The sequence below is a fragment of the Chitinimonas naiadis genome, assembly GCF_054780835.1.
The window spans coordinates 145,505-168,776 of sequence record NZ_BAAGVO010000005.1 but is presented as its reverse complement, the minus strand read 5'-3'; the positions used below and the strand labels follow the sequence as shown (position 1 = coordinate 168,776).

General features: G+C 59.8%; 24 protein-coding genes. 22 read left to right on the top strand and 2 right to left on the bottom strand.

The genetic code is table 11. From position 1 onward, the window contains the following. Positions 1-67 precede the first annotated feature (67 nt). Positions 68-724: an SGNH/GDSL hydrolase family protein gene (locus ACYVHK_RS16675; protein ID WP_460534389.1), complete on the top strand. Its 657-nt coding sequence runs from the start codon at positions 68-70 to the stop codon at positions 722-724. Positions 725-823: 99 nt separating this feature from the next. Here ACYVHK_RS16675 and ACYVHK_RS16670 read toward each other — a convergent pair whose 3' ends face one another. Both ACYVHK_RS16670 and ACYVHK_RS16665 read right to left on the bottom strand, forming a co-directional pair. Further along, entirely contained in the window at positions 824-1,171 is a 348-nt protein-coding gene (locus tag ACYVHK_RS16670; RefSeq protein ID WP_460534387.1) for a thiosulfate oxidation carrier complex protein SoxZ, read from the bottom strand. After that, entirely contained in the window at positions 1,168-1,671 is a 504-nt protein-coding gene (locus ACYVHK_RS16665; protein WP_460534385.1) for a thiosulfate oxidation carrier protein SoxY, read from the bottom strand. The genes ACYVHK_RS16670 and ACYVHK_RS16665 overlap by 4 nt, the downstream gene beginning before the upstream one ends. Positions 1,672-1,736: 65 nt before the next feature. Here ACYVHK_RS16665 and ACYVHK_RS16660 point away from each other — a divergent pair, with 65 nt between their 5' ends. The 21 genes from ACYVHK_RS16660 to ACYVHK_RS16560 all read left to right on the top strand — a co-directional run bounded on the left by ACYVHK_RS16660 (position 1,737) and on the right by ACYVHK_RS16560 (position 23,271). Beyond that, positions 1,737-3,464: a GspE/PulE family protein gene (locus ACYVHK_RS16660; RefSeq protein WP_460534383.1), complete on the top strand. Its 1,728-nt coding sequence runs from the start codon at positions 1,737-1,739 to the stop codon at positions 3,462-3,464. Then, positions 3,464-4,675, top strand: a complete 1,212-nt coding sequence (locus ACYVHK_RS16655) for a type II secretion system F family protein (RefSeq protein WP_460534381.1) — start codon at positions 3,464-3,466, stop codon at positions 4,673-4,675. Before ACYVHK_RS16660 ends, ACYVHK_RS16655 begins: the two co-directional genes overlap by 1 nt. A 33-nt stretch (positions 4,676-4,708) precedes the next feature. Further along, a complete protein-coding gene (gspG, locus tag ACYVHK_RS16650) occupies positions 4,709-5,155 on the top strand; it encodes a type II secretion system major pseudopilin GspG (protein ID WP_460534379.1) in 447 nt (148 codons plus the stop codon). Between the two features lie 16 nt (positions 5,156-5,171). Next, positions 5,172-5,570 (top strand): pilus assembly FimT family protein, encoded by a 399-nt coding sequence (locus tag ACYVHK_RS16645; RefSeq protein ID WP_460534377.1) that lies wholly within the window; start codon positions 5,172-5,174, stop codon positions 5,568-5,570. Further along, positions 5,552-6,001, top strand: coding sequence for a PulJ/GspJ family protein (locus tag ACYVHK_RS16640; RefSeq protein ID WP_460534375.1), 450 nt, complete (start codon positions 5,552-5,554; stop codon positions 5,999-6,001). Before ACYVHK_RS16645 ends, ACYVHK_RS16640 begins: the two co-directional genes overlap by 19 nt. A 14-nt stretch (positions 6,002-6,015) precedes the next feature. Further along, a complete protein-coding gene (locus tag ACYVHK_RS16635; RefSeq protein WP_460534373.1) occupies positions 6,016-6,612 on the top strand; it encodes a prepilin-type N-terminal cleavage/methylation domain-containing protein in 597 nt (198 codons plus the stop codon). Then, a complete protein-coding gene (locus ACYVHK_RS16630) occupies positions 6,609-7,640 on the top strand; it encodes a type II secretion system minor pseudopilin (RefSeq protein ID WP_460534371.1) in 1,032 nt (343 codons plus the stop codon). The genes ACYVHK_RS16635 and ACYVHK_RS16630 overlap by 4 nt, the downstream gene beginning before the upstream one ends. Further along, positions 7,543-8,670, top strand: a complete 1,128-nt coding sequence (locus tag ACYVHK_RS16625; protein WP_460534369.1) for a hypothetical protein — start codon at positions 7,543-7,545, stop codon at positions 8,668-8,670. Before ACYVHK_RS16630 ends, ACYVHK_RS16625 begins: the two co-directional genes overlap by 98 nt. Then, positions 8,651-9,247, top strand: coding sequence for a hypothetical protein (locus tag ACYVHK_RS16620; RefSeq protein WP_460534367.1), 597 nt, complete (start codon positions 8,651-8,653; stop codon positions 9,245-9,247). Before ACYVHK_RS16625 ends, ACYVHK_RS16620 begins: the two co-directional genes overlap by 20 nt. Continuing rightward, positions 9,244-9,726 carry a hypothetical protein gene (locus ACYVHK_RS16615; protein WP_460534365.1) on the top strand — a complete coding sequence of 161 codons (483 nt, stop codon included), beginning with the start codon at positions 9,244-9,246 and terminating at the stop codon, positions 9,724-9,726. The genes ACYVHK_RS16620 and ACYVHK_RS16615 overlap by 4 nt, the downstream gene beginning before the upstream one ends. Next, positions 9,723-12,200, top strand: a complete 2,478-nt coding sequence (locus tag ACYVHK_RS16610) for a type II secretion system protein D (protein WP_460534363.1) — start codon at positions 9,723-9,725, stop codon at positions 12,198-12,200. The genes ACYVHK_RS16615 and ACYVHK_RS16610 overlap by 4 nt, the downstream gene beginning before the upstream one ends. Before the next feature lie 196 nt (positions 12,201-12,396). Then, a complete protein-coding gene (locus tag ACYVHK_RS16605; RefSeq protein WP_460534361.1) occupies positions 12,397-13,788 on the top strand; it encodes a hypothetical protein in 1,392 nt (463 codons plus the stop codon). 80 nt (positions 13,789-13,868) lie between these two features. Further along, a complete protein-coding gene (locus ACYVHK_RS16600) occupies positions 13,869-15,944 on the top strand; it encodes an O-linked N-acetylglucosamine transferase, SPINDLY family protein (protein ID WP_460534359.1) in 2,076 nt (691 codons plus the stop codon). 9 nt (positions 15,945-15,953) lie between these two features. Continuing rightward, positions 15,954-17,060 carry a DegT/DnrJ/EryC1/StrS family aminotransferase gene (locus tag ACYVHK_RS16595; RefSeq protein ID WP_460534357.1) on the top strand — a complete coding sequence of 369 codons (1,107 nt, stop codon included), beginning with the start codon at positions 15,954-15,956 and terminating at the stop codon, positions 17,058-17,060. 16 nt (positions 17,061-17,076) lie between these two features. After that, positions 17,077-17,634, top strand: coding sequence for a GNAT family N-acetyltransferase (locus tag ACYVHK_RS16590; RefSeq protein WP_460534355.1), 558 nt, complete (start codon positions 17,077-17,079; stop codon positions 17,632-17,634). A gap of 5 nt (positions 17,635-17,639) precedes the next feature. After that, positions 17,640-18,434, top strand: a complete 795-nt coding sequence (locus ACYVHK_RS16585; protein WP_460534353.1) for a phytanoyl-CoA dioxygenase family protein — start codon at positions 17,640-17,642, stop codon at positions 18,432-18,434. 1 nt (position 18,435) lies between these two features. Next, positions 18,436-19,185: a class I SAM-dependent methyltransferase gene (locus ACYVHK_RS16580; protein WP_460534351.1), complete on the top strand. Its 750-nt coding sequence runs from the start codon at positions 18,436-18,438 to the stop codon at positions 19,183-19,185. Continuing rightward, the gene (locus tag ACYVHK_RS16575) at positions 19,185-20,201 is read left to right on the top strand and encodes an aspartate aminotransferase family protein (RefSeq protein WP_460534349.1); all 1,017 of its coding nucleotides are present in this window, start codon (positions 19,185-19,187) and stop codon (positions 20,199-20,201) included. The genes ACYVHK_RS16580 and ACYVHK_RS16575 overlap by 1 nt, the downstream gene beginning before the upstream one ends. Positions 20,202-20,210: 9 nt before the next feature. After that, positions 20,211-21,092, top strand: coding sequence for a GNAT family N-acetyltransferase (locus ACYVHK_RS16570; protein ID WP_460534347.1), 882 nt, complete (start codon positions 20,211-20,213; stop codon positions 21,090-21,092). Positions 21,093-21,149: 57 nt separating this feature from the next. After that, a complete protein-coding gene (locus ACYVHK_RS16565; RefSeq protein WP_460534345.1) occupies positions 21,150-21,950 on the top strand; it encodes an ABC transporter permease in 801 nt (266 codons plus the stop codon). Next, the gene (locus tag ACYVHK_RS16560; protein ID WP_460534342.1) at positions 21,940-23,271 is read left to right on the top strand and encodes an ABC transporter ATP-binding protein; all 1,332 of its coding nucleotides are present in this window, start codon (positions 21,940-21,942) and stop codon (positions 23,269-23,271) included. The genes ACYVHK_RS16565 and ACYVHK_RS16560 overlap by 11 nt, the downstream gene beginning before the upstream one ends. Position 23,272: the final 1 nt, after the last annotated feature.

Below are 23,272 nucleotides of genomic sequence, written 5' to 3'. Positions count from 1 at the left end.
AGCCTTGTCATACATATCGTTGTGTGCGAATGACGCCTGATCAATGACGTTCTAGGATGGATTTCAATTGAAATATATATACCTGATGATTTCCCTGTTGCTCGTCGCCTGTGGCGGCGGAGGCGATTCTGCGCCGGCGCCTACCCCGGTCGTCCAGCCCATGACGGTCTATACGATAGGCGATTCGGAAACCGCAGGGTTCACGCCGTGCTCGACGCCGCCCTATGCCTGCTACACGCCGGAACATAGCTACCCGACGTATCTGCAAACCTTCCTGCCCGCAAATTTCAAGGTGCATGACATTTCCAAGGCCGGCACGACGGCGCTGGATATGCTGAGGGATCAGTTGCCCCAGGCTGTGGCGGGGAAGGCCAACTATGTTGTGATCATGAATGGCGTCTACGACGATAACCATTCTGTGGGACTGAATGACTACTACAACGCCAACTCCGCCATGGTGCAGCAACTGAAGCAGATCGGCGCGAAAATCATCATTCTTGGGCCTATCTGGCCGCATCATGATGCGGGCCAGATTTTCCTGGCCGACTTTGCTGCCGCAGGTCAGCGTATCGCCAACGAGCAGGGCCAGACTTTCATCGACCTGAAGGCGGCAGACCAGCCCACTTGGTGGGCGTGTGCCGATGCGAGCAATTTCCACCCTTGCCCGGAAGGCTACAAGGCCATCGGCAAGATCGTGGCGGACAAGATCGCCACCTTGAAGTAACTGCTAGTGGCCCATCAACCCGGTGAGGCCTTCTGCTCACCGTGGGCTGGGAAACAAAAAATGGGCCACCGGCCCATTTTTTGTTGGCGGGCAGTCAGTCTAGCCCTGCAGTATGGCCACGACCTGCCCCTTGCTTTCCTTGGCTTCCCTGCGGCCGTCCGGGTTGATGACCTCCTGGCTCGCCACCCAGTCCACGCTGATCTTGGCGCCCGCTTTCAACCCTTTTATCTTGAACAGGAAGTAGGGATTGTGCGCAAGGCCGCCACCCAGGTCGGCAGAGGCCAGGACCCGCTCTTCCGTCTTGATCACCAGTTGCTGAAGAAAGTTGGCGGGGATCAGCTTGCCGGTCTTGCTGTCGGCACGTTGTCCGTCTTCGCTCTGTTGTTGCGCACGTACCTTGATCTCGGCAATACGTTCGCGCAGTTGTGCACTGACTGTGACGCTCACGCTCCGCTTCCTTTCTTCGTCTTGCCGCCCTGGTCGGCGGGAACATAAGGCTCGGCGGCTAGTTTGACTTCCTTGCTCACCACATAAAGCTTGCCGCCTGCCTTGACGACAGCCCGGACGGTGCTGGTGCCTGGCAGCTTGATGGTGAGGCTGACGTCGGGCTCGGCATCGGTCGTCAAGTTGAACTGTGCCACCACCGGGCGCAAGGCCTTGTCGACAAGCAAGGTGATCTGCTCGGTTGCCGGCAGCGTGCTCATCACCCGGATCGGAACGAGATCGCCGCGGTCGGCGATCTCCGGCACTTCAAGCAGGATCCGCCTGCCCGGCTCGGCGGCGCCAGCCTGCAGGGCGTCGATCGCATCCCTGCTGGTCGGGGCGCTGAACAGGGCTTGCGGCCAGGCTGCCAAGGCCCGGGCCGGCAGCAGCAAGGTCGATATCCAGGCCAGCGGCGCAGCGGCAGACCATCGCAAAAGCTTACGGCGAGTGTTGAAAGTATTCATGGTGAGGGATTTTACCGGAGCGATCCGCTGTCAGAAGCCCCATTTGTTAGAATGGCGAACTCTTTATGTCATTGGCCACCATGTCCGATTTGTCGACCGTTCCGCTTGCCACGCCGCTAGGCCAGTTATTGACCGAACGCGCGCTCATATCCAGTGCGGATCTGGAGCGGGCGCTCGCGCTGCAGAAGCAGATCAAGGCCCGGCTCGGCTCGGTGCTGGTGCGCATCGGTGCCATATCGGAAGACATGCTGCTGCCCGTGCTGGCAGAGCAGTTGGGGTTGACGTTGCTCGATGAAGACACCCTTCCTGCCCGTGGCGACGATTACCGTCGCGCCATCGCTCTGACCGGTTTCAACCCCGGCTGGTTCGCAGATCGCGGCGCTTTATTGTGGGAATCTGAAGAAGGTGTCCTGCGCTGTGCCAGCCGCGATCCGATCGACGTGTTTCTGCAGGAGTCCGTCTGCGGCGCCTTGCCGGGGCGCGAGATCCGCTGGCACTTCATCCGCAGTCGCGATGCGGAGCGTTTTACCAAGCTGTTTACCTCCTCGGATGAACCCAACTACTCCGACGACGTCGCCCATCTCAAGGAGCTGGCCGAGGAAGCGCCGGTTATCGAGCTGGTCAACAACCTGTTTGCCGGTGCGACCGACGAGTCCGCATCCGACATCCATGTCGAGCCGGAGGAGCATGCATTCGTGGTGCGCTATCGTGTCGACGGCGTGCTGCAGACGCGCGGCACCTTCCCGCGTGAACGGTTCGATGCCGTCGCATCCCGTATCAAGCTGATCTCCGGTCTGGATATCGCTGAACGCCGCTTGCCGCAGGATGGTCGCATCACGGTGCGTGCTGCGGGTATCGAGATGGATATCCGGGTTTCCGTCATTCCCGGCGTGCACGGCGAGTCCATCGTCATGCGTTTGCTGCCCAAGGAGCGCAAGGACTTCCGTCTGGACAAGCTTGGCATGGAGCCCGATCACCTGGCTTCCTTCGAGCGCTGGGCCAAGGAACCCCATGGCATCGTGCTGGTGACGGGCCCAACCGGTTCGGGTAAATCGACCAGCCTCTATGCCGCGCTGGCGATGGCCAATGATCGCCATCACAAGATCATCACGGTCGAGGACCCGGTTGAATACCAGATGTCCGGGATCACCCAGATCCAGACGCACGCGGAAATCGGCTATACCTTCAGCCGTGCGTTGCGGGCCATCCTGCGGCACGATCCGGACATCATCATGATCGGTGAAATCCGCGACCTGGAAACCGCCGAGATTGCCGTCCAGTCCGCATTGACCGGCCACATGGTGTTCTCCACCATCCATACCAATGATTCCATCTCCACCTTCACCCGGCTGACCGACATGGGGGTCGAACCTTTCCTGGTGGCCTCGTCGGTGCGTGCGGTGGAGGCGCAGCGCCTGGTAAGGCGTCTGTGTACCCAATGTGCGAAGCCGACAGCACCGCCGGCGGGTCTGGGTGAGCTGCTCGCCGAGCTGCAGGACCGCTTCCCTGCCCTGTTCAATACCCCGCCCGCCTTCCGCGAGGCCGTCGGCTGCAGCCATTGCAACCAGACCGGCTATCGTGGCCGGGTCGGTATCTATGAATTCGTGGAAGTCTCGCCGCGTATCCAGAGCGCCATCATGCAGCGCCTGCCCGCGCACGAGCTGGTGGCCATGGCCCGCGAAGGCGGCTACCGCAATCTGCGCGAAGACGGCCTGATCAAGGCCTGGCGTGGGCAGACCAGTGTGGACGAGGTATTGCGCGTTACCGGCCTCAGTGGTGAGGACGAAGCCTGATGCGCTTCAAATACGAGGCGGTCAAGAAGAATGGCTCGCTCATGAAGGGCGAGATCGATGCGGCCTCCGAGCAGGATGCCTTTCGCCTGCTGCAGTCGCAGGATCTGACACCGGTCAGCCTGGGTGCGATCGGTGCTGTGGCGACATCCGGTCTGGATCGGGTGCTGGTGCCCAGCCGGGTGAGCATTCGCGACCGCGCCATCATCATTCGGGAGTTGGCGACCTTGCTGGGCGCGGGCGTGCCACTGGCGGAGGCGGTCGAATCCATCGCCGAGGCGCACGGTGCCGACAGCCTGGGCAGCGCGTTCCGGGTTATTCATGGACAACTGCGGGGTGGCGCCAGCCTGTCGGTTGCTGTCCGTGCTGCCAAGCTGGACGTGCCCGACTACGTTCATCAGTTGATCGCCGCTGGCGAACTGACCGGCAAACTCGCACCGGGCCTCCTGGCGGGTGCAAACCAGATGGAGTACGAAGAGAATCTGCGGCAGGAAATACGCAATGCGCTGATCTACCCGGCAGTACTGGTGTTCTCGGGTCTGGCTGCCACAATGTTGATCTTTGTGTTCGTCGTGCCAAAATTCGCCGGTTTGCTGAAGAATGCCAAGGCGAAAATACCGGATATCTCGGTCTGGGTACTCAAGACCGGCTTGTTCGTGAAAGAGAACCTGGCCTGGTTTGGCTTTGGCACCCTCGTCCTGGTGGCTGCCGCGGTCGTCGCCATGTCCAACCCGCAAGTACGCCGGCGCCTGCTGGAAATCGCCGTCAAGCTTCCCATTGTGGGCGCCTGGCTGATGGAGGCGGAAATCGGCCGCTGGGCCTCCATGCTGGGGACATTGCTGGACAACCGGGTACCCATCGTCAAGGCGATGGAACTCGCGGAAGGCAGCGTGGCTCTGAGTAGCCTGCGTCAGAAGCTCGAACTGGCGGTCAAGGATTTGCGGGCAGGCAAGAAGCTTGCGGATGCGCTGGCGCTGCATCGTACTGTCAGTCCGATGGGCTTGAACCTGGTGCGCGTCGGCGAGCGCTCCGGTGAGTTGCCTGCCATGTTGCGAACCTTGGCGGGTTTGTACGAAACCAGCAGCCGGACCCGCATGAAGCAGTTCGTGACCTTGCTGGAGCCGTTGACCATCCTGCTGATCGGTGGCGCGATTGGCTTCATCATGGTGGCCATCATGCTGGCTATTACCAGTCTTTCGGATGCGGCCCTGTAGCTGCTCCCTGATCATTATGGAGAATAACAAGCAATGAAGAAGCATCTTAACCGCGGTAACGCGGGCTTCACCCTGCTGGAAATGCTGGTAGTACTCGCCATCATCGGCTTGTTGGCCGGTGTATTGGGGCCGCGCATGTTCGGCAAGGTGGACGAATCCAAGATCAAGACCGTCCAGGTCCAGGTCAAGCAGTTCAAGGGCGCGCTGGAAACCATGCGCCTGGACATCAATCGCTTCCCGACTGCCGAAGAGGGCCTGACACTGCTGGTCACCCCGCCCACGGATGAAAAGCTCAAGACCCGCTGGAAGGGGCCTTACCTGGACGGCATCGAAGTGCCGCTGGACCCCTGGGGCACCCCTTACCAGTACTCAACACCCGGTGCGAGCGGCCAGCCATTTGCGCTCTATTCGTTTGGTGCCGATCTGAAAAAGGGTGGCGAAGGTAACGATGCGGATATCGGCATTCTCCCTCCCCAATAAGGGCAAGGGAGGGCAGTTGCTGCAATCTCAGCGGGCGTTCACCTTGCTTGAGTTGCTGATCGTCATGCTGGTGCTGGCCTTGCTGGCCGGCATGGCCTTGCCCCGCTTCGGCCGGCTGCTCGATAGCATTACACACGCCCAGGAGCGCCAGTCCGTCGTCGGCATGCTGGAAGGTTTGACCATGCAGGCCAATCTGCAAGGGCGCACTTTCGAGCTGCAGGCGGATGCCCCGAGCCACGAGATCGCCCGGCTGCCGTTCCTGCATCTGCCGGATGGCTGGAAGATCAAGGTTGCGCGTCCCATTCAATTTCACTTCAGCGGCTATTGCACCGGTGGCGAGGTCGAGCTGTTCGATCCCGCCGGCGAGTCCGAACACCTGCAGATGAATGCGCCGCGATGCAGTATCGAGTCCTGATTCCCCGCCACCGCCAAGCCGCCGGCTTCACCCTGATCGAAGCCGTGGTTGCGCTCGTCCTGATGGCGGTGCTGGGCATGGCGCTGTTTTCCTGGGTCAATACCAACCTGATTGCACTGGGCAGGATAGACGAGCTGAACCAGCGCACTGCCGCGACCTTGAACATCACGCACTACATGCAGTCGGTCAACCCCATGCAGCGGCCAGAGGGCAAGGCCAACTTCGGTCAGTACGAAATCAGCTGGAAGGCGGAGGCTGTCCTCCCGCCGCGCGATGGCACGGGCTATCCCCGCGGTATCAGCCTCTACAGCCTGGGCCTGTACCAGACACGCGTCGTCGTCAGCAAGCTGGACCAGCCCAACTGGTTTGAGTTGCAGCTCAAGCTCGTGGGTTACACGCAGGTGCGATCCAACCGCACCCTGCTGTTCTGATGGTGGCGCCGGACATGCAACGTTCAAAGGGGTTCACCTTGCTGGAAATGCTGGTGGTCATGGTGATCACCAGCCTGATGGCCACCATCCTGTTTTCCGGTCTGCACTGGGTCTTGCAACTCCGGCAGCGCTTTACCGAAACGGCCAGCACCGCGCCTAACCAGGCCATGTATCAGGCCTGGTTCCGGCAGATCATCGAAGGCCTGCAGCCCGACTACCGGGAGGGAAAGGGCTACTTCCGTGGCAGCGAGCGTGAAATCGCCGGCATGACGACCGCCCCCTTCACCACCGAATACGGTGCTCCCGAGCAAATCTCGCTCAGCCTCGCTTACCAGGCGGCGGATAACCGTACCGAGCTCAGGGTGATGCTGAGGGGGCAGTCCTACCTGCTCGACAGCTGGCCAGGGCGGGCCGGGCGCTTCGAATACGAGGACAACGCCGGTCAGCGCACGTCGGTGTGGGAGATCAAGGAGGCGAGTCGTGAGCAGATCCCGGCGGCCATCCTGCTGTATCGGGAGTCCAACGGTCCCCTGGTGGTGGCCGCAACCCCGCTCGGCCCGCACCTGACGCCGATGAATGTCCAGAACGCCATCTCGGGAGGCAAGCCATGAGAAGCAGGCAACAGGGCTTTATCCTCGTGCTCACCCTGTTCGTCCTCGCGGCCTCGGCCATTGCCGTGGGTTTCTTCGGCGAGCGGGTCGAACGCGCCTTGGCCGACGCCGCCGCGCGCCAGCGACGTACGGACGGGCTGGTCGCACTGGATAATACGCGCGCCGAACTGCTGTTCCGGTTCGCGACCTCCTATGTCTCGCCCATCGGCCTCATGCAAGGCACGGACATCCTTTCGCTGGATGACACGCTGTATCAAGGGGATCAGGGAACCTTGTTGCAGGTGCAGGACACCAATGGTCTTTTCAACCTGAACACCAAGAGCCCGGAAAAACTGGCCGCCTTCTTGAAGGCGCTGGATGTGGCGGATGAAAGGATACCGAGGCTGGTCGATACCCTGCTCGACTACACCGACCCCAACAGCACGCTGCACCGGCTTAACGGCGCCACGGCGGCAGACTATATCGCCGCAGGCATGCAGGCGCCGGCAAATCGGCCGCTGCTGTCGCCGCTTGAACTGCAGCGGGTGCTGGGCTGGCGGGAGCTGGTCAGGGAGCCCAGGGACGCCACGATCGAATCCCTCACCACCACCGCCGAGTCCAAGTTCGTCAATCCCGGCACCGCCAGCTGGCAGGTGCTGTTTTCACTGGGCGGCATGACCCGGGAGACCGCGAAATGGATCGTCGCGCAGCGAGATCCGCTGCGCCCGTTCGATGCCACCATGCTGGCCGGGGCAAACGGTGTGGACACATCGAGGTTCCAGTTCACTGCGTTACCGTTCCCGAGTGACACCTTGCGCGTGACTCAGGCGATACCCGGCTACGCCGTGGTGTTGAGATACAATGTTACGTTTACCCCTGATACGCCCGGCGGACCTTGGCGTATCGACAATTTCTATCGTATAGAGCGTCGAGAACAACCCGATACTGCGAATGGCACAACTCCCCCATCTGAACCCAGCAAAGTTGCAAAACGGCTTCCGGCGCTTCCTGAGCAAGCTGTCGCTGCCCTACCGGCTGTCGCTTTTTAGCCAGCAAGGGCTGACCCGCGCCGAAGGCAAATGGGGGCGACACGCGCTGGTGCTGTCGCGCGCCATGATCAGGCACACCTATTTCGATCTGGCGGCCATCCCCCGGCCGCGACGGGGTGCCGCCCTGTTGCTGATGATCCGGCAATGGAGCCCCTTCCCGGTCTACGGCCATCTGGTGAGCTGGGGTAATGAAGGCGCAATGGTCTGGTGCTGGGATGCCGCCGCCCTGGCGAGCAGCAATACCGAACCCGACGCCGCCGTACTGCCCGAAACCATCATGCGTCCGGCCAGCGAAACCGACGGCGTGCGACTGATTACCTGCATCGACGGCGTCGAAGCACAACACTGGCAATCCGGCGAACTGCGCCACAGCCGCTGGTGGGCCGCCCAGCCCAGCCCGGCCGAATGGCAGGCCTTCCAGCGCGCCTGCGGCTCACGCGCTGATGGTGTTGTACCGGCGCAACAAAACATCCCCTTCCAGGACAAGCCCTGGGGCCACATCTGGGAAGGCACCGCCGCCCGAGCCGTCTCCATCGACGGCTGGATCCTCGCCATCCTCATACTGGGTTTAGGATCATTCACCTCCCAGGTATTGATCGAACGCTGGCGCACCAACCAGTCCATCGCAGCACTGCAGACCAAGCTCGCCGACGCAAACAAAACCTCCCTGCCCATCATCCGCGCCCGGAACGAAGCCGAACGCTCCCTGGCCGAACTGGCAATGCTCCGACAACTGAACCCGTACCCATCCCAACTGAGCCTGATGGCCCAAGTCTCCGGCGAACTGGCCGACGACGGCACCTACCTGCAGGATTGGTCATGGGCGGACGAGCGTCTGAAGATCGTCATCAACTCCCCCAACACCAATATCGTGACCGCACGTTACCTGGAAGCGCTGGAATCGTTGGAATCTTTCGAAGATATCAAGTCCATACCTTCTGTCAGTCCCAAGCTGATGGAAGTCAACATGCGGATCAAGCCGTTCAAGGACGTAGAAACCAAGGCCAAAGATGAACGGCGTACTAATTGAACTGAAGCGCAATCCACGGCTGAGGCTGGGTTTGCTCGTCGTGATCGGCATTCTGTTGCTTAACCTGTTGCTTGGCATGCGGGAAGAGAACCAGCGGCTACACGCAAAAGAGCGGGAGCTCGCTCAGCGGCTGGCGCGCCTCGGACAAAATGACCTGACACCCGCCTGGCTAAAGCGCAAGGATGAGATTGCCACGGTATTGAGCCAGGAGCAGACCAAACTGTGGTCCGCCCCTAGCGAAGGCCGGGCTCAGGCTTTTTTCCAGGATTGGGTCACCACGCAGTTCGGTGCGGCGAAGATTCCGCGCTTCAATATGAAGCTCGCGGATGGTGGCGTCGGTTTTGGCGGCCGAAGCCTGGAGGACTCCTTGCCTGCTGGAGTCAAGCGTGTGCGGTTGAAGGTAGATTTTGACTTCGATCCCGTTAGCAATCTGGAATGGATGAAGCTGATCGAATCCGAGCCTAGATCAGTGCAGTTTGAATCCCTGACGATGCATCGCCCACGCATAGAAACGGTGCTGGTTGCTTATTTCCGTATCGAGCCCGACAAGCGTGCCGGCGAGGAGAAGGCCCGATGACTTTGACCCGTCTGATTGTGCTTGCCTTGGTCGGGGTGCTGCTCTTTAGCATCTGGCAAATATCACGTCCCGCAGATATCGCCCAAACCGCCACCGCACAAGGTGTTGCTGCGGCTTGGTTAATACCGCAACGCCCAACCGTGGATCCGGTTGCCGACGTGGCGCAGATTACAGAGAACCATTTATGGGGTGCGCCCCTGATGGGTGGCGCGCTTACCATGGAGGCGCCGCTGACTCCTCCCAACTGGCGAATAACCGGCGTCATCAGTGCCGGCGGCGAGACTTATGCTGTCGTGTCTACAGAGGCTACAAAAATTGGCTTGCTGTTACCGGGCGTGCAGCCACCTAAATATGAGATCAGCCAGCTTCGCGTAGGCGATCGGCTCCCCGGCGGCGCCAGCATCCTGCATATCCAGCCTGACCGCCTGGGCATCTTGCTCAATGGCAAGAAAAGAATACTGAGGGTTTATCAAGAATGAAAAAATTTGCGGCGGTTCGCCACCAATTACCGACCATGCCATTGCGCAACCTGGGCATTTGTATCGCAGCACTGCCGCTGATAGGTGGCTGTGCCTCCGCTGATCGCCCATTTATCCCCGCCCCGCTGAACATCGATGCTCGTCCTGCTGCTGACAATGCGGCCGAGCTTGCCGCACGAGCTGGCGTCATGCAAACCGGAGTCAGTCGCACGCCGCTCCCCCCTGCTCCTGCAAAGCTAACGAACGAGAAAGTCTCGCCCGTCGCGCCCGCGACCAATCAAGTGGCTGACATCACGCTGGCGTTCGATCAAATACCGTTGCCGACCTTGATCCAGCTTGTGTATGGCTCCGCGCTGAAAAAGAACTACAGCGTGGATCCGCAGGTGAGCGCTAGGCAGGATCTGGTTACCATTCGGACGGGAGCGCCTCAGACGGCCAGCCAGGTCGAAGCCACGATGCGCGACTTGCTCAAAAGTTATCGCGTTGCCGTGATTGATGCGGGTGGGTTTTTGCGTATCGTGCCCGATGCGGGTATGGGGGCCTATGCGGCAGAAATTCGTCGTGGCCGTGCACTACCGGATACGCCGCTGCCATTGCGACCTATTTTTTATAACATTGAAATGCAGGCCGTTTCTGCACGAGATGTAGCTGCAACCTTGCAGCAGATGTTTGCCGACAAGATCAAGATCCAACCAAATGCGGCTCAGAACGCATTGTTGTTGTCCGGTCAAAGCAATGACATCGACTCGGCGCTCGAGGCCATTCAGGTTCTCGACCAACCGATGTTGCGTGGCCGACAGGGTGTAAAGGTCGTTCCGGTTTACTGGTCTGCAGAGGAGCTTTCCAAGCGGCTTACTGAAGTGCTGTCTGCGGAAGGCTATTTTGTTGGTGCTCCCACTCAGAATACTTCCATATCTATATTGCCTGTTGCGGCGATCAACGGGCTGATCTTTTTCACTCTGGAGCCGGCCGTGATGAATCACGTGCTGGACTGGGTTCGAGAACTCGATAGGCCTGGGCAAATAAGGGGCGGCGGCTACTTTACCTATCCGGTGAAGTACACCGACGCTGAGGACTTGGCAAAGACGCTAGGAGAGATTATTAGCGGTGCAGCTCCTGCGACGCAGGTTGCTGGGCAAGGTGCTGCACGTACACCTACGCGTGTAGTCGTGAATAGGGCCACTAATAGTCTGATCCTTCAAGGTAATGCTGAAGAGTACACGCGCTGGGTGGGCCTACTGCAAGAGCTGGATCGTCCTGCCAAGACGGCGTTGATTGAAGTTACTGTCGCCGAAGTTAACCTGACCAAGAATGAATCACTTGGGGTGGAGTGGCTGTTCAACGGACGTAACCATACGGTGACCGGTGGGACGTTGGGTGGCCTGGGTATTGGTAGCGAAGGACTTACGGTCACATGGTTGCGTAGTCTCGGTGATGCGCGTGCAGTACTGAATGCGCTGGCTAGTGACAAGAAAGCAAAAATCCTTTCAAGCCCTCGTATCATGGCTCGCAATGGCGAGCAGGCAACAATTACCGTTGGTCAAGATGTACCAATCCTGACCAGCCAGCAGAGCGGCTCTACCACCGGTGTTGGTACCAGCACTGGAATCATTTCAACCATTCAGTACCGAAATACCGGTGTGATTCTGAAGGTACGCCCGATCATCCACTCCGGTGACCGCATCGAGGTGGAGGTCTCCCAAGAAGTTAGCTCCGCTGATGCGACTAAAACGGGTGTGAACACCTCGCCCACGTTCTCTACCCGAAAGATTGATACCAAGCTGCCTATGCGCGACGGTGCGACGGTGCTGCTGGGTGGGTTGATGTCCGAAACCAATTCTGTATCTGATACCGGTGTGCCGTTCCTAAAAGACATCCCTGTTGCGGGGCAGCTCTTCAAGACCAAGTCGGACGCTATCGTCAAGACCGAGTTGATCGTTCTCATTACGCCTTATGTAATACGTGACGACATGGACGCTCAGTCGATTACCGATGCATTCCGTAACCGTCTCGGGCCTTGGGCGCAAGCTCAAGACTCAGGAGGAGGCGTACCGCAGCGACCAGCGCCTGTTGCAGTATTACCTTCTGCTACTCAGGTGACGCCCGATATGTCTACAGAGGCGGCTGTGCCGGTTCCTACGCCTGCGCTTCCGGTGCAACCTCCACGTAATCAATCCATTCCAGTGGAATCTGCTGCGGTGAACGCCGCATCTGTGAAGGCCACAGATGATGGCGCACCAGCTTCTACCGTGGAACCGGCCACTCCTCCGACTGTTGCGAAACCTGCCCAACGAGGTACCGTTGATCCGCTTTCCCAGGCCCCGAGCGCGGCGCGGCTTAATCCCGATGGTACGATTGCGGGGCTGGAGGGCTTGCCGCCCCCGAAGCCTGCGCAAGGGAGTTTGATCAAAAATAACAACACCAAGGCCAGTTCCGGCGCCACAAGCACAAAACGAAAAAAGCGTGGCGAATAAAGGACTTGCTAATACTTGGGATGTACTAGGCGGTAAAGTAAATATTCATTTTGCGTAAACCCCGCGCCAGTGCGGGTCCGGCGTTGACAGGGGTCCGACCTTTGCTATACTTCGCCGGTCTTTCGAAAGACGCGCGTACTCGGTTAAATACGAGCAGTACGTTCCTAGGAAAATTTAAGGGAAAGGAAATTTCCTCATGAAGCAAAACGTTATTCTGAAGGCTGCTGTCGCTGCCGCTCTGGGCGTCGCCGCTGCTGGTGCTTACGCTGGTCAAATCTCGGCCAACCCAAGCATCGTGTACGCCAAGCAAGCTGTTACCTCCACCGGTTCGGCCACCCTGGGTCAGTTCGCATACCAAACCACCAGCACCCTGGCTTCGGGTTCGCCGGTTCAGTTCGTGTTTACCCTGGGTAACGCTGCGACCTTTAACGCTACCACCACCGGTATTACCTTCGCTGGTAGCACCACTGGTGTTTCCGCAGCTACCAACGCGGCTGGCCAGCTGATTGTGACCGTTACGCCATCGCAGTCGGTCGCCTCCGGCCAACTGTTGGTTGTTCCTACTGGTGTTGTGGTTGGTTCGCTGACTGGTGCTCTGGGTACTGGCGCTGCTGGTCAACTGACCGTTACCGCTAACGTTGTCAACGCTATCAATGTGACCATCGAGTCCGCAACTCAGCAAGTGCTGGCCACTTCGGCCGACGCTTTCACCGCTGTGTTCTCGGCCGGTCCTGAGACTGCCAAGATCAACGTGTCGAACGACAAGGTGCTGACCGGTCAAGTTTCGGCTTCCACCACGACCGCTGTTGTCGGTAAGTTCGTTGTGACCAACAACACCATCCAGACCTACGCTCTGGATGGCGTGACTGCTATCAGCGCTGCTACCTACAACCACGCCTTCACGGTCAAGGGTAAGTTTGCTAACTCGACCAACGTTGGTGGTACCACCTTCCTGTCGACCAGCGCTACTTGCGCTACCGCTGACCAAGGCGCTGTGGTTGCTTCGACCGCTCTGAGCTTCGCTACTACCGTTGTCGCTGGTAATGCTCTGGTTGGCGCTGGTGTTGGCACTGCTAGCACCTTGTACTTCTGCCAAGCTGGTAACGGTTCCGTGTCGTTCCTGCCGGTTCAGTACACTGGTGCTCTGACCGCTTCGACCACTGGCCTGGCCACTGTGTCGATCGCTGACACCAACATGTTCAAGCTGGACTACAACGGTGGCGTGGTTCGCGTTTCCAACTTCGTTGGTTCCGACTTCGCATCGGCTGGCTACCAAGGCTTCCTGCGCGTGGTGAACAGCGGCTCCAAGGCTGCTGACATCTCCGTGGCTGCCTACGATCCGGCTACCGGCGTGCTGGGTACCTCGGCTGTCGTGATCACCGCCCTGCCGGCTGGTGCTAGCGCTACCGTGTCGACCAAGGACGTTGAAACCAAGCTGGGCACTGCCTTCACCGGCGGTGTATGGCGTACCCTGCAAGTCACCGGTAAGACCGAAAGCTTGGACGCTGCTTCGCTGGTCGTTGACCCGCGCGGTGGTCTGACCAACGTTTCGTCCATCCAAGGTGGCGCAAACGGCTCCAACCAGTAATCACTGGTCAGAGTTAGTAGGACAAAAGCTGCCACGCAAGTGGCAGCTTTTTTTTAGCGCTCGCTTTTGTGGTAGAGGATATGCAGGCAAATCTCGTATATGACGTTTACAGTCTTTTCGGCCAGAAACGGGTTGAAGAGGCTGCCATGCTGGCGCAAAACGCCGCGATCCAAAATCCCGACTCGCTGGATGCCAAGGTTGCAATGGCTGTGGTCGCTCGTCGGACGCAACGCCTGAATGGTGCGCGTATGCATCTGGAGAAGGTGCTTGCGGTCCAGCCGGATCATGCCCTGGCCAATATGGAATCAGGACGAGTTAGCCTGGATGAAGGGGATCTTGAGGGGGCGCTCAAATTCTTTCTGGCTACATATGAATTGATGCCGAAGGCTGCGGCGATTGCTAAAGATCTCGGACTGACGTTGATGCTGCTTGATCGTCGAGCGGAAGCCATTCCTTATCTGGAAGTGGCCGCCAAAGGTCTGCCGGAAGATTTCGGTGTGCATCAGGCTTTAGGTGTTGCGCTGATAGGGCGTGGCGATACCAAGCGTGGCATGGCTGTTTTGCAGAAAGCCATACCGGGCAAGCGCTCGGAGGCGAGCTGGCAGTGGACCTATTCGCAGATTCTTGCCCAAGGCAAGATGGATGCGCAGGCTTTGCAAGCTGCACGAGTGGCAACTGAGATTGATCCCAAGTTCATTCCCGCGTGGGAAACCCAATACTTCATGCTGCACAATTTTCGTGACAACGAAGGTGCGCTGAAGATTGCGCGGAAGCTGCTGGCCTTGGAGCCCTGCGCGAAGCACCAGATGATGATAGGCCATATGCAGGGTGGGCTTGGTCGCTACGGTGATGCAAGGGAAAGCTTCGAGCGTGCACTGGCACTGGATCCGAGCCATTTGCAAACGCTTAGTGGTTATTGCTTCTTTACGACCTATATGGATGATTTGTCACCCGCCCAGGTGTTCGATATTCATCGGCGCTATGGTCAGGTTGTTGAGTCGATGATAAAACCGGTCGAGCTTGCTGCGCGGAAAGCGGAGCCTGCAAAGAAATTGCGTATCGGCTTGGTATCCGCAGATTTTCGCGAGCATGCTTTTACCAAATGGGCTCTGCCCATGCTTGAGCAGATTGATCGCGACCAGTATTCGCTTTATTACTATTACGCTCACAACCATGTTGATGATTTCAGCATGCGCTACATGGCGACGGCAGAACGCTGGCGCACTGTTATACAGAAATCGGATAGCGAGTTAGCTGCTCTGATTGCTGATGATGAGATAGATATCCTTATTGATTGCTCCGTGCACACTGGGGGTAACCGGTTGCCGGTTTTCGCCTACAAACCTGCGCCCGTTCAGGTAACGTGGGGGGGCTCCCCGTTTACCACGGGCTTATCGCGCATAGATTATCGAATCTCTGATGATCTTCTTGACCCTGTCGGGATGACGGAGCAGTTCCATTCCGAGGAGCTGTGGCGTTTGCCGAGGCTTGCAGGTAGCTTGGAGCCGCGTCCGAGTGAGGTATTACCCGGTACGCTGCCTGCGTTGGAGCGTGGGTTTATTACTTTTGGTGCGTTTAACCGTATTGCCAAGGTTAATGAACTGACGTTGTCGATATGGGCCGATGTTCTAAAGGCTGTTGAGAATAGCAAGCTGATAGTAGTCACCGAGCCAGACCAGGGACAGAATGGTGGTCGTACGGCCTGGTTGATCAGTACGCTGGAAAAGCACGGTATTGCAAAGGAACGCATCACGACTTTGCCGCCTTTGCCGTTGCACCAGTACCTCAGTCTGTACAACCAGGTCGATATCCATCTGGATACCTTCCCTTACACGGGGTCGACCACGACTATCGACGCGTTGGGTATGGGCGTGCCGGTTGTTACCATGGCTAACGAGATGCCGACTTCGCGTGCATCACTGGTTATTCTGGGTTCCGTGGGTCATCTGGAATGGGTGGCGAAGGATCGGGATGATCTGGTGGGCTTGATCAAGCACCTGGCTTCGGATGTTGAGCAGCTTGCCAAGATCCGCGCTGCGTTACCGGATGAAGTGGCAAAGTCGCCTCTGTATGATGCCAAGGGCGCGGCGGAGGCTATGCAGGATGCTTTCCGGGGTATGTGGCGGCGCTGGTGTGAACAACAGAACAAGGCTTGATGTAATTCGATGACTGTAGAGATCAAACTGCTCGTTCCCGATCTGCCGACGGCTGATGAGTTGCTTCCTTTCTTGCGGCAGATTGATCAGAACCGCTGGTATACCAATTTTGGGCCCTTGAACCGCGAGTTCGAGCACCAGTTGGGGCGGCATATTGCGCCGGATGGCAATATGCATGTGACTTCGGTGAGCGATTGCACGGCAGGTCTGGAACTGGTGCTCAATGCACTGGGGCTGAAGCCTGGTGATGGCGTGTTGCTGCCCGGTCTGACTTTTGTGGCTACCGCCACGGCGGTGCTGCGGGCCGGGTATCGGCCGGTGGTGGCAGATGTGGATGCGGCGAACTGGTTGTTGACGCCGGACATTGCGCGCGCTGCCTTAGCCAAGGCGGATATTGCGGCGGTAATGCCGGTGTCCACGTTTGGGGCGACGCAGAATACGGCGGCCTGGGATGTGTTTGTCGAGGAGACCGGGATTCCGGTCGTAATCGACGCGGCTGGGGCGTTCGGGAACCAGCCGGTGGGGCGTTTGTGTACGCTGGTTTTCAGCCTGCATGCGACCAAGGCGCTCGGCATTGGCGAAGGTGGCGCGGTGCTGAGCAGCGACGCGACGCTGGTGGAGAAGGTGCGCGTGCTCAGCAACTTTGGCCTGGAGTGGAAATCCGGCCTGGTGCTTGAGGCAGGGACCAATGCCAAGCTGAGCGAATACCATGCGGCGGTCGGGCTGGCGGCGCTGAAGCGTTGGCCGACGATCGCGGCCAAGCGGCGCAAGCTGCAAGCCGATTATCTGTCGGGGATCAGCAAGCTGGGCCTGCCGGTGCAGTACCAGCAGAAGAATTATGAGGAAGGTGTCTACCCGACCTTCCCGATTGCGGTGAGCACGGAAGAAAAAGCGCTCCAGTTGCGGCAGGGCATGGCGGATGTGGGGATCGAAACTCGCAAGTGGTATTGCCCGCCTATCCATCGCCACCCTGGCCTGTCGGAACGCTCGACGGCGCTCGATACGCCGGTTTGCGATGAGCTGGCTGGCCGTCTGGTGGGGCTGCCGTTCCATACCTCGCTGACCGAGCAGGACCTGGGCAGCGTGCTTGATAACCTGCAGCGCCTGCTGGCCTGATCGGAACGGACGCGCTATGTGGATCAAGGGTCGGACCGTTACGTTGCGGGCCATTGAGGAGGCGGATCTGGCCAGCTTGCACCGCTGGGCCAACGAGCCTGAGCTGCAGCGGCTGCTGGGTGGCTGGCATTTCCCCAACAATCTGCGGGAACAGCACGCCTGGTGGCAGGGGCTCAACTGCCAGTCGGTAAACCAGCGGTTTGCGATTGAAACGGCCGAGGATGGCTTGATCGGTACCGCCAACCTGGTGGATATCGACTGGAAGAACGGCACGGCATTCCAGGGCACCTTGCTGGGTGATGCCGACATTCGCGGCAAGGGCTATGGCACGGATACCGTGATGGCCCTGATGCGCTACGCCTTTGATGAGCTTGGCCTGGCCCGGCTCGATACCACCATCATTGACCACAATCAGGCCTCGCTGCATGTCTATGTGGAAAAATGCGGTTGGCAGATCGAGGGGCGGCAACGTGACTGGTACTACCGGGAAGGTCGCCGCTGGGACAGATTATGGGTGGGTGTGACTGCTGCCGACTACCGGGCCCTGATCGAGCGTAACGAATACTGGAAGTAGATGCCGTGAGCAATCTGAAGTCTGTTGCCGAGTTCCTGAATGAGATTGGTACGCAAGGCTATTCCGTCTTTGAACGGGTGATCCCCGAGGCTGACCTGCCTGCTCTGCGGGCGGATATCGAACGTGCCTGCCGTGATTGCCAGGCCATGCAGCAGGCCAATGGCCTGGGCGAGGGTATGGCGGGTGCGGCACATCACGCCGTCGGTGGCGGTGGCGCGCTGGATGCGTTCCTGTACCAGCACTATCTGGACGAGCATATTGCCGCCTATTTCGGTGGTGCGGCCTATATCCTCAATTCCTACGGTGCGCTGATCAATTTCCCCAGCGGGGCCAGCCATTACGCGCACGGGCATAATTTCCACCGGGATGTACGGACTTATTCCGGGGACTTCAAGCTGATGATCAATATGCTGGTGATGGTAGACGAGTTTACCGAGCAGAATGGCGCCACCAAGTTGATCCCGGGTTCGCACCTGGTCGAAGCCCGGCCGGACGAGGCCTATTTCGAGCAGCATGCAGTGCGCGCGCTGGGGCCGGCCGGTTCCATCGTGCTCTTTGATTCGAACCTCTGGCATTCGGCCGCGCCGAATGTCAGCGACAAGGCGCGCGTTGCGCTGACGCCGACGTTTACCCGGGCTTTTGTCAAACAACAGCTCGACTACCCAAGAATGCTGGGGGAGGATTTCCCCAAGACCGAAAAACTGCGCCAGCTATTAGGCTATCGCGCGCGCGTGCCGGCCAATCTGAATGAGTGGTACCAACCCGCAGAGCGCCGCATGTACTACAAGGACCAAGGTTGATATGCAAGAACGTGATCACAATCAGGAATACCAGAACAACGAAGAGCGTTCGTACGCCTATGAGTTCGACTATGTCCTGCGCGAATACATCCTGACTGCCCTGAAGCCTTATTTCCAGGCCGGCCCGACGCTAGAGCTGGGTTGCTTCGAGGGTGAGATGACCAAGATGCTGGCCAAGCGCTTCGATGACCTGACGGTGTTCGAAGCTGCCTCGGACCTGATCGAAGTGGCCCGCGCCAAGGTACCGGGCAGCGTGCGTTTCGTGCACACGCTGATTGAGACGGCACAGCCGACCCAGGCCTACGACAATATCTTCCTGGTCCATACGCTGGAGCATCTGGATGACCCGATCGGTGCGTTGCAGCGCATCGGCAGCTGGCTGAGCGAGAAGGGCCGGTTGTTCGTGGTGGTGCCGAATGCCAATGCGGCGTCCCGCCAGATTGCGGTGAAGATGGGCCTGATCACGCATAACCAGGCGGTTACTCCGGGCGAGAAGGCGCACGGCCATCGTTGCACCTATTCGCTCGATACGCTGGAAGCGGAAGTGCGGGCGGCCGGGCTGGTGCCGGAGAGCCGCGGTGGCGTGTTCTTCAAGCCGCTGGCCAACTTCCAGCTGGACAAGGCCATGACGACGGGCCTGATCGATCAGGACTTTCTCGACGGTTGCTACCGCCTGGGCATGGTCTACCCGGACATGTGCGCCAGCGTATTCCAGATCTGCACCAAGCCGGCGGCGGAGTCGCGCAGCTGATGTCGGCATTGCCCATCGGTGGTTTCTTTCCGATTGAACCGCCGATGCCAGTTACCGGCAGCGTGCTGAAGCGCTGGGTCAACGCTGGGCAAGCCCATGCGTGCTTCCAGAATGCGCGTTCGGCGATCGCGGCAGTATTGCGTGCCCACGGTAGCAAGCGCCTGCTGCTACCGGCCTATATCTGTGATTCGGTGATCGAGGCGGCGACCGCGGCGGCCTGCGAGGTGGACTACTACCCGCTGGCCGGCGATATGTCGCCGGACCTGATCGCCTTGCGCGCCTTGCTACCCCGATCGGGCGACGCCGTACTGGTGGTGGACTACTTTGGTCGTCCGCCGTCTGCCGAGGTTCGCGCCGAGCTGGTGGCCTTGCCGGCCTTGCTGCTGGAAGACTGTGCCCAGGCGCTCGATCCCGGCGTTGCCCCGTGGGCGGACTGGCGTATCTATTCGCCGCGCAAGCTGCTTGGCGTCGCCGATGGTGGCATCTTGCGCCGCGACAGGGCGCGTGACACATTGCCGGTGGTTGCAGACTTCGCGGCCATTGCGCCGCCGCTGGCGCCCTTGTTGCGATTCGAAGACCCTGCCGCCCTGGCGGGCGAGCGCTGGTATGCGCAGTACCAGCAGGAAGAAGCGCAGCAGGCCGTGTCGTCGCAGCCGATGTCGCGCTGGTCGCACGCCATACTGGATAGTGTCGAACTGGCGGGCCTGTCCGAGGCGCGGCACCGCAACTATGCGCGCTACCAGGCGGCGCTGGCAGCACATTCGCTGCTGGGAGACGCCCGTGGCTACACGCCGATGGGTTTCGTTTTCCGGCATGTGGAGGCGGACCGGATCTGGCGGTCGTTGGTGGGCCTGCGCGTATTCGCGCCACGGCACTGGCGGCAACTCCCCAGCCCGGAAGCGCTCTTTCCCAAGGAACATGCGCTGGCAGCGCAACTGATTACGCTGCCGGTGGATCATCGTCTTAACGAGCATGATGTGGATCGAGTCATCGAGCACGTTGTCTCCCTGCTCTGAGTAACCGTCTTGCATCCCTACGCAACAAAGACCTATGCCCAAGCCCTGCAAGCGCAGGGCCAGGCGCTTGAGCTGCCTGCAACGCACGCCTTTGTCCTGTCTCGGCCGATTGCCGGCTCGAGCTATCGCGATCTGCAAGGCCCCTATCCGCGGCTGGCCGTGCCCGAACCTGGCCTGCTGAAGCAGGACTTGCTGGCGTTGGGGGATGGCAACCATGTCAGCTTTGTTGCGGTGACCGATGCGCTGGCGTCTGCTGATCTTGCCCCGCCTGAATTTGCCGGGATGTTCGAGCGTTGCATCGCGTTCAAGCAGCATCAGGTGCTCGATCGGTCGCAACCGTTCAGCTATGACCGGCACCATCGCTACGAAGTGCGTAGGGGACGGCGGCTGTGCGAGGTCAGCCGGCTGGACTATCACGAGGGGCTGGCTGTCTGGAACAGCCTGTATGCCGAACTGATCCTGCGGCACGCAGTGACCGGCCCTGCCAATTTCTCCGCCGACTACTTCGGCCTGCTGGCAGATCTGCCCGGGCTGGAGCTGTGGGTGGCGAAGGTGGAGGGCGAGGTGGTCGCCGGGCAGCTGTGGATCGTGCATGAGGGGCTGGCGTACTACCACCTGAGTGCCTCCTACCTGGCGGGTTACAAGCATAGCGCCGCCTACGCGATCATCGACTGCGTGCTCGAAGCCCACCCAGAGATTAAACTGGTCGACTTTGGCGCCAACGCCGGCAACAGCAGCGAGGCGGATGGCCTGTTCCGCTTCAAGGCCGGCTTTGCCAACCAGACGCGCCCAGCCTACCTGCTGGGCCAGGTGCTCAATGGGCCGGCCTATGCCGAACTCTCGGCCGGAAAAAGTGCAGGCGGTTTCTTTCCTGCCTACCGGGCGGCCTGAATCGTGTTTTCTTCCCATTTTCCAGGAGGGGGACATCCTCCCTCTGTAAGCTGATCTATGTTTGCAAGACTGTTACCTGTTGATCTATTCCGCCAGCGGGCGCTGATCTATCAGCTCGCCCGGCGGGAGATACTGGGTCGTTACCGGGGCTCCTGGCTGGGCCTGGCCTGGTCCTTTGTCACGCCGCTGCTGATGCTGACGGTGTATACCTTTGTGTTCAGCGTGATTTTCAATGCGCGCTGGGCGGGTACGCACCCCGGCAAGCTCGAATTTGCCCTGATGGTGTTCGCCGGCATGGTGGCTTTTCTGCTCTGTGCTGAAGTGCTGGGGCGGGCGCCTGCGTTGTTGCTGCAGTACACCAGCTATGTGAAGAAGGTGGTGTTCCCGCTCGATACGCTGCCGCTGGTGCTGGTTGGCAGCGCGCTATTTCATGCGCTGGCGGGCCTCGCGGTGCTGCTGCTGTTCGTGGTGTTCAGCCGGGGGCTGGGCCTGACGGTGATCGCCTTGCCGCTGGTCTTGCTACCATTGGTACTCCTGCTGGCGGGGCTGGCCTGGGCGCTAGCGGCACTCGGGGTTTACTTCCGGGACCTGGGGCAGGCGGTCGGGCTGCTGCTGACCATGCTGCAATTTCTCTCGCCGGTCTTCTATCCGCTGGATGCCGTGCCGGAACTGTTCCGCCCCTTCATGGCATGGAGCCCGCTGACCATACCGATCGAGGCGCTGCGGGCTATCCTGTTGCGTGGTGCCTGGCCGGCCTGGGATGCCTTGCTCGGCTACTGGCTGGTTGCCGTCTTCATCGCATGGTTGGGGCACCGGATCTTTGTGCGCCTGCGCGGAGGATTCGCCGATGTCCTCTAAACCCGTGATCCAGATCACCAACCTGACCAAGCGCTACCCGATCTATGAGCGCCCGCACCACCGTCTGCTGGAGGGCCTGTTCGGCAGCCATCGCTACCGCAAGGAGTTCGTGGCGCTGGACGGCATCAGCTTTGAGGTGGCGCGCGGCGAAACCATCGGCATCATCGGCAAGAATGGTTCCGGCAAATCCACGCTGTTGCAGCTGATCTGCGGCACCTTGACGCCCAGCGAGGGCAGCGTGGCCATCAACGGCCGGATCGCGGCCTTGCTGGAGCTGGGGGCGGGTTTCAACCCCGAGTTTACCGGGATAGAGAACGTCTATCTCTACGCCACTATTTTGGGGCTCAGTCGGGGAGAGATTGATCAGCGGCTGGAGGCGATCCTGGCCTTTGCCGACATCGGCGATTTTGTCTACCAGCCGGTCAAGACCTATTCGAGCGGGATGTATGTGCGGCTGGCCTTTGCCGTCGTGGCGCATGTCGATGCGGATATTCTGGTCGTGGACGAGGCGCTGGCGGTTGGCGACGCGTTCTTTACCCAGAAGTGCATGCGCTTTCTCCGGCGTTTCCGCGAGAATGGCACGATCCTGTTCGTGAGCCATGACAGTGGTGCCGTCGTGAACCTGTGCGACCGGGCCATCTGGCTGGATCACGGCCAGATGCAACTGGCGGGCGACGCCAAGACGGTATGCGAGCGCTACCTGGCGGCCAACTACAACCAGGGCAGCGGTGCCCTGGATGCGCTGACGCCGGCCGAGCCCCCTGCTGCCGTACCGGTTCCCGCGCTGCCAGTACGCGACCAGCGCCTGGATTGGCTCAATGTCTCGCCGTTGCGCAACGATATCGAGGTGTTCAGTTTTGATCCCTCGGCTGAGTACTTTGGCACCAGCGCGGCCCATATCACCTCGGTCATGCTGCTCGACGAGGCTGGTCATCCCTTGTCCTGGGTGGTTGGCGGCGAACTGGTGCAGGTCAGGATCGCGGCACACACTCGCGCGGACCTGGAACGGCCCATCATCGGCTTCCTGCTCAAGGACCGGCTTGGGCAGTTCCTGTTCGGCGACAATACTTTCCTCAGCCATCAGTTCCAGCCGGTGGCAACGCCTGCCGGCGGATCGTTGCAGGCCAGCTTCCAGTTCCGCATGCCCATCCTGCCACCGGGTGACTATTCCCTGTGTGCGGCTTTGTCCGATGGCACCCAGGACCACCATGTGGTGCACCAGTGGATACACGATGCCATCCTGCTCAAATCCCACTCCAGCAGCGTGACGACCGGTTTGCTGGGCATACCCATGCAATCTGTCACGCTGGCGCGGACTTAAA